General features: G+C 41.6%; 13 protein-coding genes and 1 pseudogene. 2 read left to right on the top strand and 12 right to left on the bottom strand.

The window, feature by feature from the left end; all coding sequences use genetic code 11:
• Positions 1-1040 precede the first annotated feature (1040 nt).
• Together GC098_RS04670 and GC098_RS04665 are read right to left on the bottom strand one after the other, a co-directional pair.
• Positions 1041-1757, bottom strand: a complete 717-nt coding sequence (locus tag GC098_RS04670; RefSeq protein ID WP_171641408.1) for a hypothetical protein — start codon at positions 1755-1757, stop codon at positions 1041-1043.
• A 162-nt stretch (positions 1758-1919) separates the two neighbouring features.
• Positions 1920-2210, bottom strand: coding sequence for a hypothetical protein (locus tag GC098_RS04665; protein ID WP_171641406.1), 291 nt, complete (start codon positions 2208-2210; stop codon positions 1920-1922).
• A 425-nt stretch (positions 2211-2635) separates the two neighbouring features.
• On the opposite strand from GC098_RS04665, the gene GC098_RS04660 reads away from it, so the two are divergent.
• Positions 2636-2872, top strand: coding sequence for a hypothetical protein (locus GC098_RS04660; protein WP_171641404.1), 237 nt, complete (start codon positions 2636-2638; stop codon positions 2870-2872).
• A gap of 16 nt (positions 2873-2888) precedes the next feature.
• Positions 2889-4025: a DNA polymerase III subunit beta gene (gene dnaN, locus GC098_RS04655; RefSeq protein WP_312879987.1), complete on the top strand. Its 1137-nt coding sequence runs from the start codon at positions 2889-2891 to the stop codon at positions 4023-4025.
• Positions 4026-4360: 335 nt separating this feature from the next.
• Here the strand turns inward: dnaN and GC098_RS04650 are convergent, their stop codons facing one another.
• From GC098_RS04650 to GC098_RS04605, 10 genes and pseudogenes are all read right to left on the bottom strand, one after another.
• Entirely contained in the window at positions 4361-4762 is a 402-nt protein-coding gene (locus GC098_RS04650; RefSeq protein WP_171641400.1) for a phosphotransferase family protein, read from the bottom strand.
• Positions 4759-5259, bottom strand: a complete 501-nt coding sequence (locus tag GC098_RS04645) for a phosphotransferase (protein WP_171641398.1) — start codon at positions 5257-5259, stop codon at positions 4759-4761. The genes GC098_RS04650 and GC098_RS04645 overlap by 4 nt, the downstream gene beginning before the upstream one ends.
• Positions 5260-5574: 315 nt before the next feature.
• Positions 5575-6354 (bottom strand): isocitrate lyase/PEP mutase family protein, encoded by a 780-nt coding sequence (locus GC098_RS04640; protein WP_312879986.1) that lies wholly within the window; start codon positions 6352-6354, stop codon positions 5575-5577.
• Complete coding sequence (locus GC098_RS04635) at positions 6338-7408, bottom strand: bifunctional transcriptional activator/DNA repair enzyme AdaA (protein WP_171641394.1); 1071 nt, start codon at positions 7406-7408, stop codon at positions 6338-6340. The genes GC098_RS04640 and GC098_RS04635 overlap by 17 nt, the downstream gene beginning before the upstream one ends.
• A gap of 281 nt (positions 7409-7689) precedes the next feature.
• A pseudogene (pgsA, locus tag GC098_RS04630) lies at positions 7690-8097 on the bottom strand (CDP-diacylglycerol--glycerol-3-phosphate 3-phosphatidyltransferase); the annotation flags it as partial.
• 429 nt (positions 8098-8526) lie between these two features.
• Positions 8527-9780 carry a serpin family protein gene (locus GC098_RS04625; protein WP_171641392.1) on the bottom strand — a complete coding sequence of 418 codons (1254 nt, stop codon included), beginning with the start codon at positions 9778-9780 and terminating at the stop codon, positions 8527-8529.
• Between the two features lie 183 nt (positions 9781-9963).
• On the bottom strand, positions 9964-10572 hold the full coding sequence (locus GC098_RS04620) for a hypothetical protein (protein WP_171641389.1): 609 nt from the start codon (positions 10570-10572) through the stop codon (positions 9964-9966).
• 231 nt (positions 10573-10803) lie between these two features.
• Entirely contained in the window at positions 10804-11592 is a 789-nt protein-coding gene (locus GC098_RS04615) for a hypothetical protein (protein ID WP_171641387.1), read from the bottom strand.
• A 426-nt stretch (positions 11593-12018) separates the two neighbouring features.
• Positions 12019-12483 (bottom strand): GNAT family N-acetyltransferase, encoded by a 465-nt coding sequence (locus GC098_RS04610; RefSeq protein ID WP_171641385.1) that lies wholly within the window; start codon positions 12481-12483, stop codon positions 12019-12021.
• A 565-nt stretch (positions 12484-13048) separates the two neighbouring features.
• Positions 13049-13492 carry a hypothetical protein gene (locus tag GC098_RS04605; RefSeq protein WP_171641383.1) on the bottom strand — a complete coding sequence of 148 codons (444 nt, stop codon included), beginning with the start codon at positions 13490-13492 and terminating at the stop codon, positions 13049-13051.
• Positions 13493-14249 lie beyond the last annotated feature (757 nt).

Raw genomic sequence — 14249 nt, 5'->3', positions numbered from 1 at the left:
TTCACCAGTCGTGCCCCTGCCCTCACAAGGATTAATGTATTTCGGCATGTGCCTTATAACAACCGTTTTGGGTAACAGCCCTTTTTGCAACGTCCCTTGCTTTCCAAGTCCCTTACATCCTAGCTATCTTTTCTGGACTTAGGTGCTTCCTCTAAGCCTGTGAGACCGATGCCGCCGTTGTTCGGCATAGCGTATTTCATAGAAAAAATTCTTACTTTACGCCGCTCACCCCATCGTTTGATGGTGCATATGTTTCCATATGCTCTAACTTTAGACCTGTACATTCGGAAGTTCGTCAGTTCAGTCTGTTTGAACATTCTCACCATATCCAGTTTTTCAGCCGTGCGGCATATCCGTTGGCATACCTTTTCTAAATGAATGGCTCCAGCCTTCGTTCTGCCGAATCTACCTGTACTTCACACCGTATGACCTGTTAGTCATAAAGCGCGCAGGAGTATTGACGGGATGGTTTCAAGATACATGGTTCCGTCATTCCCATCCTCGGTTGTAAAGTTAAGATTACTCCTTGTAATCTCCTGCTTTTCACGCTGTTAGGCGCTTATAGCAGAACTTGTCATACTTATCCGTTAGTTCAATGTTCGATCATTGTCCGGCGACACAAACTTCATATTTTCCGATTCCAGGCGCGAAGTCCTGAACCGGGCACAGAATAGGAAAAAGCTTCATATCATGTCATCAGGCCATATATACGATGATGTAAGGTGGGGATGGCATGTTGGCGAACGAATGGCGGCAGCCCGAAGCCGTCAGAAATGTCGGAACGGTATGGCCGCCCGGGATTACCGGCGTCAAGATCTATGGGAACCTTCCTCCGGGAGTGCACTTTATCGGACCGGTACACGGTTACCACCATGTTCCGTATCACATGATTGCACCAATGTACCTTGGCTTTCCGGGCGCAGGCACGTATTTATATTTTTAGCAAATAAAGGCTGCCGCCCGACAGCCTTTATTTTCACCTACACGGCAGCCCGTACAATAGAGAAATTCCAGAAGAGCATACTCAGGTAATAAACAGGCTATGGGATTAATGGATTATTCATTTTAAGTCTATCAAACTCATAAATAGTTCGAAGTATAAATTGACTGTTTTTATCTACCCTTTGAAATATCCCCATATAACCAACATCATTAAAAATAATATACTCCATGCTAGTAAATTCATCAGCTCTATTAGATTGCCAATAATAATGCAATTCTTGTGGGGATTTATACCATAGCCAGTCTAAATCCTTCATTGGCAAACTTTTATGAGAAAGTGCCCAAATACTAAATAGAACATGAGGATCCTCTATTTTTATTTCTGAATTTGGATTTTTGTCATGTAATTCCACAGCAGACTTATGAAGGTTTACATTGATTTCTGAGCTTGCAGAAAAATGAGACACGCCATTTACTTGGCTAAATTCTGCAGAATACTTAGCATCTTGAACATGTTCCTTGAGTTGGCCCCAGTCAAAGTTCGGAGTATAGAAAGATGAAATAACACAAATCAATCCAAAAATTAGCGCTTTAGATAAGTAAGGTTTTTTTCTTTTTTTCACGTAAATCATTCCGATTATAACGCCTGCGGGAATCAGGATACCAAATAAATTTACATAAAAATTGCACAACAGAAAAATCCCAATAATAGTAAGCCACGTTTTCATATCTATGTTTTTTCGCTGATCAAAGTAAGAAAGCAAGAGGAGTACAAGTAAACTAAGCCATAGAAACCATCCCATATTATCCTCCATTCTTTAGGCAGCCTTCTCTTTATTCATCTCTCGTTTTCCGTTAGCCATCCATGCCCATAAGGGGCACCACGGAATAATGAAAATTAGTTTCATGATCGGCTACTTTCAGGGTAGTTGAATGGATTACTGAAATCAAGATACGTTAACAATTATTTTTTGATATTATATATTATTTAATTTATATTTCGTTTTCTCTACTAGCCTTATCTTGTATTTTTCATTTAGATATCTTCCTATTGATTTCCCATCTCTGTTTAAACAATGTGCAAATGATTTAATTTCATTTCCATCCCGTAATAAAAAGATATATTCATCTTCAGCCGGTCCTTTCCCTAAACGGAAGGTAACCGATGTGATTTGTTGTATTTCATCAACATTGATTTCACTGCTCTTGCAGAAAAAAATATATTTCGCTAACAGTCCACCATGTAGTTTCCAGTAATACCCCTTCATGTAAAGCATGCTAATAATAAAGAACACCACGAAGAAGATTAATATGGGTTTGTTAATTCCGATCATGAAATGAACAATTGCTAAAAAGATTAGAAACATCAACGGGTAAATTATAAGAGTCTTCTTGAAATTAAATTCTATCTTGGAATCCCTCGACCTCACTAGGCAACCCCCCATTCAGATACTTTATCCATATGTTACCACATCAATTCACTGAAGATAACTGCCCGATAGTTTAATGAGGCTGTCACTCGTTCATTTTCGCAGCGGCAGCCTCAACTTATAGTTAAGCACATCCAGAGACCGACTATGAGTTGTTTCTTAGCGATAGTATTGAAAATATTGCCAATATTTAAACGGCATGATATGATAAAATGAATTACATAGATTAAGGTTACCTAAATCAAAATTTGGAGCGATTCTAATTGAACAATAATAAGATCAAAGTTGGTGTCTCTAATAAGGAAGGTCAGTTAGGTTTTGTATTTACGAAAGGTGGACTACGAGAAGGTTCAGGAAGAAAGAGTATAGGTGTGACTAAGAAAGTATCATTAACCCTAACAGAGGGAATATGGGGAAAAATCGAACAACAGTGTAAAGATAATGAACTATCTCGTTCGGAAGTTATCCGTAACATCCTTGAGTCCTTTTATTCAAATTAATCTAATTCGAGGTTAGGTGAGGTCTTTGCTGTTTGAGATAACAAAAGATTCTCTTATGAATGCTGTGCAACACGTAATAAAGGCTGTAGCAGTGAATAGTCCAATACCTATACTTCAAGGAATAAATATTCAAGCACGTGCAGATGGCATCATTTTTACTGCATGTAATACAAGTATGACCATACAGTCTACGAGTCCTCAAGACGGTGTTTCTGTGAATGTTCAAAGAACTGGGGGTGTCGTTATACCATCACGTTATTTTTACGATATTATTCGTAAACTTAATGATGAATTGATTGTACTTGAAATTAAAGAGCAATTAATTCTTACAGTCATGTCAGGTCAATCTCAGATACGTTTATGCGGAATGGATTCAACAGAATTTCCGTCTATAAACAGAGGAGAGCAATTTTTTCCTAATAAACTGAGAATTAACAATGCCTTGTTTAGGTCAACTATTAAACAGGTAGCAATAGTGGCATCAACGTCCGAGAATAGACCAGTGTTAACAGGAGTCCTCTTTGAGTGCGATAATAATTCCCTAAGACTAATTGCCACTGACGGAGTCCGCCTTGCTTCCCGAACTTTACATATAGAAAGTAATACAAATGACAGTTTTAATGTTATTATTCCTGCAAAAAATCTTTATGAAGTATCAAAAATGTTGGGCAATGAAGATGAGACAACTGAAATTGAAGTGAGCAATAACCGAGTAAGATTTATAGTAAAAGGACTGGAAGTCGAGTCAGCTCTTATTGAAGGAAATTTTCCATCTATAAAGAATGTAATCCCACAATTTTATTTGTGTGAAATCTTAGTTGATAAAGCCTGCTTGCTGACAGCCGTTGAATGCGTAACTGTATTGGCTAGCGAAAGTATTATTAGGCTAGTAGCTGGTGAGAATAAATTAAAATTATTATCCAGAACAGCGGAAATTGGGGATATTGAGAATGAAGTTCCTTTACTGGAGTTGAATGGAGAAGAATTTATCATATCATTGAACGGAAAGTTTTTTATCGATATTCTTCGTAACAGTGATTGTGAGAGTGTCCGAATAAGATATGCAGGCAAGACTAATCCCATTGTCGTATTTCCAAATGATTCACTCATGTCTACTCTGTTCTTGATTACTCCAGTGAGGACACATAACTGATTGTTTTGCTTGTGAAATATGGTCGCTCCGCTTTAAGGTTACGTTTGGAAAATAGAAGTTTTCATTAAAGAACCACCCCAGATTGAATGTAAATCTTAAGGTCAAACTGTTCTTTGTGCTTAGATACATTACGGTGAGCCTTATCATAAATGTCACCATGCTTTACCACCCGTTACTTCAACGAGGCTGCCGATTCATGCCGGCAGCCTCGTCTTGGTTTCATATTGAACAAACGTTCACCGTTAGAACAATTTATATCTATCTTATAAATCTTGACTCTTTCGGGAAATAACTGACGAAAAATCTAAATCACTCCAATCGAGCAGGAGCTACCCTTACAGCAGCACACTCTCATTTAAAAATCGATTGTCCCTGATAATTTTTCTTACTATCTTCATCGTATTCGCGTGTTTTGGCACTCCAGCGATACGGTCGAGCAACAGCCACCTCAAGCAGGCAAGCGCTTCAAAGATCTCTAACTCCCCCGTCGCTAAGGGCATTTCCTCTTGATATTTGTACAAGAACGTAAGGCTTTTGCTCTCGCTCAAATAGATACGCAGAAGCAAACAAGCCCATGCCAGATCATACCTAGGATCCCCCAGTTGCCCGTTCGTCCAGTCAATCACCGTGTATTGTCCATTCTCTTCTAGAATATTGCCTAAATTGAAATCACCATGAATAATTCTGTCCATTTTCATATTCGCGGAACCGATGAGACGGATCAGTTCCTGTTTCATTGGGGAAACGCTTCGATCCCTTGGAAAAAATAACCAACAAAATCATACTTAGCTAGCGCCCTACCTTCCAATCCTTCCGGAGGCAGCCGGTGAATGTCGGCTAAAACAGCGGTAATTCTTTTGAAAATGCTTGGACTCACTTTCGTTACTGCAGTTCCATGATAGCGGATCAGCAGAACAGCGTCCCCAGTTTCGGTTCGCCCATAGCCGATCGGCTCGGATACGCGGATTCCCTGAAGTTGAAGTGCTTCCAAAAGGTGATATTGGCGCAGGACGTCAGGTTTCGAGCGTTTGTTCCACACCTTCAGCACAAAATGCTTCTCCCCCTGTGTAATCTTAACCACATACGCTTCAAGCCCCTGCGAAAGCGGGCTAAACATTAGTTCAGCCCCTGTAGCAAACAGGTTGTTGAAATTCGGGGTTGTTTCATGCCAATCAATACCCGTCAATGAGTCAATCATTGCATTTTCCACTTTCTTATCTTCAAATTGTTTCATATCTCACCTCTGGTGATTTACTTCTTCCAGAGAATTCAACATTTTGCTGCGTTATCCTGCCCTTCGCTGTTTAACTATCGTTACCCGTTAGCTTAACGACCTGACTTCCATTTATGCTTCGATTCACCGCAAATTAGCCTACAACTTCGCTGAGTTGGTGGCTACATTACGGTGAACCTTATCATAAATAAGGGCAAGTTTTTTTGCGGCATTTCCTTGCGGGGCATGGATTTGAATCTATGTGTTCCCACGGAAGGAAGTGGGCATCGTGAACCGGAGGAGGCTCCTAGACCCTTACAATGGAGTATCTTCATCTCAAAACCCTTGCAAGGCCAGCGCTTTAACGCTAGCTTGTTTCAACGCCTCCATCATCATGAGATAAGGACGGGGGCCGTAGCTTATGCGAGCGACTCCTAATTTGGCCACCGTCTGTAGAGAAGGCGATTCCGAGGTGACCATGACGTTAACGGGGATCGGAGATTGTTTGCACAAGGCCCCAATGTACTTCTCATTACATAGACCTGGCACGAAAATCCCGTTAGCGCCGGCTTTCGCATAGGCGCTTGCCCGGCGGAGGGCTTCTTCTATATTCGCATCGCCATGTTCATGCGCGGCGGACTGGAAGAAGACATCCGTTCGAGCATTAATAAAGAGGGGGATCGCGCTCTGATCGGCTGCTGCTCGAACGGCTGCGATGCGCAAGACTTGTTCTTCTATGGAGTAAAGCCCCGATCCATCCATGTGTCGATCCTCGAGATTTACGCCTATCGCTCCGCGTTCGATAATTTTGCCCACGTTTTCTTTCACCATCTCCGGGGATCGCCCATAACCGCCTTCGATATCGATCGTTATGGGTACATCTACGCTATTCCGAATCCGCTGAAGATTCGATAGAACAAGGTCGAAAGGGAGCTCCTCGCCGTCATCGTATCCATGCGCGGCCGCTACCGACCAACTACCGGTAGCGATGGCCTGGGCGCCGGCTTGTTGAACGGTCCGTGCGCTTCCGGCATCCCATGCGTTGACGAGAATGAGCGGACTACCACTTCTATGCAATTCGTGAAATTTTCGTGCTTGTTCAAGTTGATTTTTCACAGGGTGATCCTCCTTGTTTTTCATGATGCAACAGCCATTCTTTGCGCACGATTCCGCCGCCATAACCGCCCAGCTTGCCATCGGAGTTGATCACGCGATGACAGGGAATGACAATCGCGAGCTGATTGGCACCGTTCGCTTGGGCGACCGCACGATAAGCGGTGGGCTTGCCAAGCGCCAGCGCAATGTCGGCGTAGGAATGGGTTTCTCCTGGTGTAATCTGTCGTAATTGCTCCCATACAAGCTGCTGAAAAGCGGATCCCAACAGACGGAGAGGGGTCTTAAACTCGGTCAATGAGCCGTCGAAATAATGAGTCAGCTCCTGCTCGATCGACCGAATAGGTTCCGTCCGGCCCGGGATTATGGCTGCTTTCAAGCTTTTTCTTAGCCGTTCGATCTCGCGTTCCAACCCCCGGCGATCCACGAACTCCAAGAGATAGAGCTCGTTCTCATCCGCAATGGCGATCATAGGGCCGAGCTGCGTGTCCAGCCAGTCTGCTTTAAGAATTCGGTTATCGTCTAACAACGTGGGAGGTGCGCCCATTATACGGGAGAATGCGTCTCTAAACCCGCTGCTGGAATCATAACCTGAAGCTAATTGCGTATTGATAATTTTCTCCCCCGATCGGATGCTTTTCAACGCCAGGCCCATCCGTCGAGCCCGGGCATATTCAACGAAAGTCATTCCAAAACGCTTCTTGAACTGACGGCGTGCCGTGGATTCATCGATGGATAGAGCCCGAAAATCTTGCGCCTTCCATCGCTTCTCCGGGTTCTGCTCGATCGCTTCGACGAGTAATCGGACAATATCCGAGACATGATTCGGGTGAGACAGGGGGCGACAGCGCTGGCAGGGACGAAAGGAAGCCAGAAGCGCTTGCTGAGCGGTCTGGTAGAACTCGCAGTTCTCGTACTTGGGTTTTCTAGCCGGACAGGTCGGACGACAAAACACGCCGGTCGACGTGACGCCCACGTAGAAGACGCCTTCGTAGTCGGTTCTTTTCTCGACAAGCGCTTTATAATATTCGACTTTGCGTACCTCGTTATGGATCATGATTGCACCTACATATTAAGAATGAGTTTATTATAACCCATACTAACGATGGCCGTAGCCGAAAATCAGGCATCTATTTTGAGAATCATGACGATATCCAAAGTCCGTTGGTATGTATTTTTCATAGAAAGAACCACCCCGCAAAGGATGGTTCTACAACTTGCCGTTACAGATTACCATAAATGAATTAGAGCATATAAAAGCAGCCAGTTGTCACCACGCTCTACTGCCCATTAGCTTAACAAAGGCTGCCAATTATTCTAGCGGCAGCCTCGTTCTTTTTATGTATTAAGTTTTAGTTTCAAATAATTATTTTTTATGTAATTATATCCTGAATATACAGTCATGATTAAAGCGATATACATTAGTAATTGATCTATCTGAATGTCTGTTATCAAACTAAATGGACGGTTATTTAACAATACTGCTGTAATTGCAATTACTTGTAACACCATTTTAATTTTACCGAATCGATCCGCTTGCAAAGCATTTTTTTGTGAAGAAGCTACAGTTCTGATTGCCGTGATAATGACTTCCCTGGCTATTATAACTAAAGCAACCCAAGTGTATAGTCTATGCTGGCTTACAAGTAGAATCAATGCTGCAGCAATAAGTAATTTATCTGCCAATGGATCAAGTAATTTACCGAGATTTGTAATTTGATTGTATTTTCTTGCAATATGTCCATCTAATTTATCTGTTTATGAGGCAATTAAGAATACCAGTGTTGAATAATATATTCCATACGAATCAATATGCTGTATGAATTTATACTTATTAATTAACCAATCTGGGTGCGTAGGAAAAAGGAGAATAAAAACGGGGATTAAAAATATCCTTGCGATGGTTATTTTATTCGCCAAATTCATAAAGTACCTCCATAATTCACATAGTATTTCCTTCCTTATAATACCATATTTAAGTTGAAGTCCAGAAGTTATTTATGTATGCTGCCTGTTAGCTCAACAGGCCAACGAGTTTATCACCGGCAGCCTGTTTAATCTTTGTTATGAAGCTATCGTTCGCCGTTAGTTTAATAAACACCTTATCTACCAAGCAAAAACAGACACTTTCCTCAGTTGATGTGGAGTAACACATTGCAGTTTAAGTACGGGCGTTTATGGTTCGACCACGGAACCTACAAAAAGCCATGCGTCGGTCTGGCGGTCTTCAATTGCGAAGAAGAACGGCCGGTTTATCGTCACCTGGAACGGTTCATCGATTGGTGCCGAAGCCCCTGCCATATGTACCGAAGTGACCGCAGCTGCCTCCGTTCCTTTTTCATTGACCTCGATGAACGTTTTGTGTGTTACCGCACTGATGAAAAGGTTGGGCGGAACAGGGGCCATGCCGGAAAAATCTGCATGGACTTCGTCAAAGGGCAGCGTCATGCCCATGGCCTTGAGCGGTTCTTTCAACTTTTCGCTGTATTCGATCTTCAAACGGGGAAGCTTGATTTCACCCCGGTTCGACTGGAACGATTCGTGCCAGCGGTTGGGATCCTCCCAAAGCTTGTCATGGAGAGCATCCAGTGAAGAAGATTCATCCGGAAGAATGACCAGCATGTCCATCTGTCCCTCTCCGTAAGGTAAGCGGATGGCTTGAAATTCCTCTTCCTGCAAATATTCATAGGAGCCTGACTGCGTCATCATCTGCACTTGCTTGGTGGAACCATCCTGCAGTTTGAAGCTTTCTTCTTTCGTTGCAGAAGGTTGGAATTCCTTTTTCCACCCGCCATTGAAATAGACCGCATTCATCAGGATTAAAACTTCCATGGGATCGATGGATTCGATCATCCTGGGAATTTTTCCATTGGTATTCTTGTTTACCCAGTCATTGATCGTGTCAGGAGCTTTGGGATTGTTGAAATCGAGCTCAGTTATTTTCGCGTCGTAAAACGCTTGATTGGTTTTCGTGAAATCACTGTGAAACGGTTTTCCTTTACGTGTCCAAAGCGAGTTGGCAATACGCACTTGAACGTCGCTGCCCGGCTGCTGCAAAAGGGAGATAAGCGTCTCGTTGCCCCGATTCATTTCATCCAGGGACATGCCTTGCCAGCCCAACGTCTTGGCCATTGAGACTTGCGTTTCCCCCTTGCTTCCGTTGTAAGTCATGGCGAGCGCCAAAGAAATGCTGGTCGGCGAAATGAATATGTTTTTCTTCTTGTTCTGCTCCGTTTGGACCAGTTGCCGATGGAGCTGCATGCCGAACTCGTTGCTTGCTTTGACGATACGCACATCAACTCCGGCCGCCGCGACTTGTCGTTTTTCCATTGAAATTGAATTTCCAGAAGGATTATCACACGCAGTCACAATCAGTACCAGCAGTATACCAGCCGCAAGAAGTTTACTTTTCCTAAAATTATCTTTCATTTCGGAACCCCCTGTCATTCATATGCTTATTTGACGAGGAATCTTTACATAATGTTCCATGCAATCGATTTGATTTTTGCTTGTATAGAAAAGCCTTAACGGCTAGAGGACTCCCACCGGATGCCGTTATTAAGCTATCGTTTCCCGTTAGCGTAACACTTGAACATACTTTTTTTGTTAATTTCACCCACCATGAAACACACCAATTACGGTTTCACCATCAACGTCATACAGCGGAATATCACGACCACCTTGCGATCTACTGTTCTGTATCGAAATGGCTTCCTCGGGTGATTTTGGTTGCTCACCGTCTATGTCTTTTTTCAGCACATATCCTTTTGTGCCATCCACACCTATAGCACTGATTAATTCAGGTTCCGTTTCTGGAGAGGTAGCATCTGTGACAGAACCGTATGTCTGTCCGTTTTTATTTTTAGGATAGATCATATTCTTAGCGCCAATATGAAAAGAACCAATTATGCTTTTCCCATCAACATCATACAGTGGGACATCACGACCAGGTTCACCGAGATAATCTTTTTTCAGCAAATATCCTTTAATGCCATTCACACTTCCTGCATGGATTAAATCAGGTAGCATTTCAACGGAGGTGGCTTCTTCAGAAGAACCGTATGTCTTTCCATTTTCATTTTCAGGATAGTTAGGAGGATTTGTGTGGCTTTGATTAATCGTACTTTTAGCATATGTGCTTTGGAATGCCATTGCACCTCCCACTACACTAACGATAAAAACAACACCAATCAATATTCTGATGCCTTTAGAATACATCATCACTTTGTTCACTCCCTAGAAGTTTCTCACACTTCACTCTATAGCCATTCGTTTCGTCCGTTCACTTCTTATACGACACCAAATTATGGAAAGTTTCGCTAAACTGCCCGTCCATCGGTTTAATCACCGTAATGTACCTACACACAAAGTACAGTTTGACCACAAAATATACGCTCCGCCGCTAACAAAAACTGACACCAACCATTCATTATGGCGGTGTCAGCTTTTGGTTTACCCTATATTTTCTTCGGTGAATCCGTTAATGTAATATGCTTTGACAGTCCCATCTCTCAAACCAAAATACACAATGCTCATTAACTTCCCATCTGGCGACCAAGTAACGAAAACTTGCCCTTTTACATCTTGATTTTTAATGCCTTGTGTATCAACTGTATCTGACGTTGTTTCGAATTTGTAGCCGTTTTTCGGCAAAACATCATAACGCCAAACTTTCCATTCTCCGGTTACAGCGTCTGTTACTTTTGTATATTTATCCCCGAACATCCCCTTTACTTGGTCTATTGTCAACTGAACTTCCATCGGCTTTCTTACATCATTACCAATCGTTTCATTTTTAGCAGGTGTTTTAACAGGCTCTGTGACAGAAGTTGTGGCGTTTTGTGGTTGTGCTTTCATACCTTTTAGTATTTCTAATTGTTTTGAATAAAGTTCAATAAGTGCATCGAGGTTTTGAGGTTTAGCATCCGTACCAGTTGTCGGTTGCAAGATAGCCACCTTTTTAGAATTATCCCAATCAGTATCAAGGTTTAGGATGTTGGCAATTTCACGAATAGGTACATATTGAGTTCCTTGATAATTAATACTTTGAGGAAGTCCGACCTTATCGCTCGCACCAAAGTAATTATCGCCCTTCAGTGTATCTCTGTTTTCATCAGCAAGGTGATAAGCAAATGGAACAACCTTGGCTTCTAGTTTGTATTCAGAGAACTGTGCCGCATAAACAGCAGTAGTAGTTATTAAAGCAACACCACATATCAAGCCAACAACCAACTTCTTCACCGTTATCAACTCCCATTGTTTCTCTTTTATTTACAGACGCTTGGTGCAAGTACAAAGTTTCGTATTCTGGGAAGTTTTTACTTTCCACAATACGTATTCGCCATTTATGAAACTTATGGGGGCATTGAGAACGAATTTTTAATAAAACAAGTACATCATATTGCAGAAACCATTATTTCACGTAGATAATCATACATATTACTTCCACTCGAAACATAATTCCATGTTTTGTTATGTCCCGTTCCTGCCCTAGTATAAAATAGCCGTTTTGCCACCACGCTCTACTGCCCATTAGTTGAGAAAAGGCTGCCGATTTGCCGGCAGCCTTTGTCTTGACGTTAATTGAGCTATAGTTCTTCGTTAGCTTTCTACAAACCTAACTGGACACTGTAAATTTTCCGTTTCGAGCAGTGACTCTAATATGCATTAATGCACGATCATTTTTTCGAATGAAGTGATGGATAGATTGGGAGCTACCTCGATATCGCCGATTGCTTGAAAGTTATGTTTCGAGTACAGCTGTTTCGCAGGAACATTTGCTGCTCCGGTTGAAACGATGATTTTAGTGCAATCAGTTGCAAGCGTTTGAATGTGTGTGAGCAAAGCGTTTGCGATTCCGCGTCTGAAACTGTCGGGATGGACGATGAGGCGGTGAATATCCAGGACTGCGTCTTCGATTTTATAGGAAATCGCGCCAAGTAGCTGCATCGTGTTGTCGTCAAAGTAGCCATAGAACGTTTCATCGCATTGCTGCAAGGAATAAATCGTGTCTTTAAGTGGCGGCAGGTCATGCGACCGAATGAGCTCTGCTTCAGCTAAGTATGATGGAATTTGCACGTCCAGCACCATTTTTGCGTTATAGTCAAGCTCGATTTGAATAGGTTTAATCATTTGCTTGTTGAATCTCCTTTTATAGTAGAATTTAGCTATGTACAGATCCTGTAATATCACAACTCTGTAAGCAACGTATTCAACGAGTGGTGCCTTTACATTGAGCAGGCATCAAGTAACCTTCTTAGGTAAACCGTGCCCTATGGGCATCGGCGCATGTGATTAGAATCCGATGAGGCGAGGCTCATTGTTATTTCTAACTTGATGCAACATTAATCCCCTAATACTTCTTCTTTATACTATATACAAAGTCAATTATGGAAAAGGGAAAGTTTTTGTAAAAATAATTAATCGTTACTGCATTAAACTGCCCATCCCTCGGTTTTAAGGGTTTATCTCAGTACATTTTCTATATTTTTGAGACTAGACGCTATGTAAAACTTCATATAATTCCCCTGTTTCAGCCTTCTAATCATTGCAGTTATATATTAACACTTATTGGAAGTATCCTGCCCTTTAGTTGAGAAAAGGGCTGCAACACGGCAGCTCATTCAAAATTCAATAGATCGTGGTTATAGTAGCCAGCAGCCTCATCAAGGTTTTAACTTTGCTAAATAGCGTTAAATTATTTTGGGTGTTTTACAACAGCTTTTTTTAGTCTTTGATAAGCCTCACTTGGAAATTCGTACCCCCATATTCTGTGGTACTCCTTCTCCCCCAGCTCCTTCAATTTAGTTATTTCATTATAGAATCTCTTAAGTAGCAAGGACATTTCAATGGATGCGCGAAATACAATATTGCCCTGGGTTAAGTCGTCCGAGGAAAAATTATTATCAAACCCATATACTTCTACAAGGCAGTTGTCTCCACTATTAATTATCAAAATTCTGTATTCCCCAGGTTCCGCCTGTACTCTTATAATAACTTCATTTGCACCTTCAGTAAGTGTGGAAATACGATTTGCTATATCATGAATAACATCGCTTAAAAAGGAACCTTCAATTGTGAATTCATGTTGGTTTTCCGATAGCCTAATATCAATCCATCCGCGATATTCAATGTTCATCAAGATATTCATGGCTCCCACAATCCCCGCAAAGTTTTGTATCTTTCCTTATTTTACCACGGTATCTTGCCCGTTAGCTCAACAGGTTGCCGATAAATAAAGTAAAAACTTTCACACCTTTATCCTAATGTTAAACAAAAAAATGCTCAATGAATATCCAAAAAACATTTAATTATTTGAATTTTTGACTTAGGAAACGAAACACCCAATCTATAAAGATTAGAATCAAAACCGAAATGATAAATTGAAATATATTCGCAATCTTAAATTCTTGGGCTTCACGTCCAACTCCAATAAACAATACAAAAACGGCGGCAATACACGCATAGAAAAAATAGCGATAAATGATCCCCACCTCCACGACAAACAAGGTTAACAAATCTCAGAAATCTTAGTGATGAATACGCTAAAATCCACTACAGGTTCCGTATTACTTTCTACATTACTGCCCGTTTAGGTGAGAAAACGGTAGCCGATCAACTAACTGGCTACCGTTTCCTAGTATTTATAGAGCTCTCGTTCCTGTTAGCGTAACGAAGGTATTGATTGCCAGAGTCTATCCACCGAATGAAATTCTGAACTATGTCAAAGTTGCTACCTTCCATGTGAGCTTCATCTTTTATTTCTACCTGACATACTCAATAGAACAATTGCTAAAGCAATTATCGGGATTCCGAAAGTTACAAACAATATAAAATGAGCAAGATCATTCAAGAGAAGTATCATCCTCTCCCTTATCGAACTCTTGGTCTGCTTTATT

It is taken from the genome of Paenibacillus phytorum (assembly GCF_013141715.1).
Lineage (GTDB): Bacteria > Bacillota > Bacilli > Paenibacillales > NBRC-103111 > Paenibacillus_E > Paenibacillus_E phytorum.
Note: the sequence above shows the minus strand (reverse complement) of the source record. Positions and strands in the feature narration are given on the sequence as shown.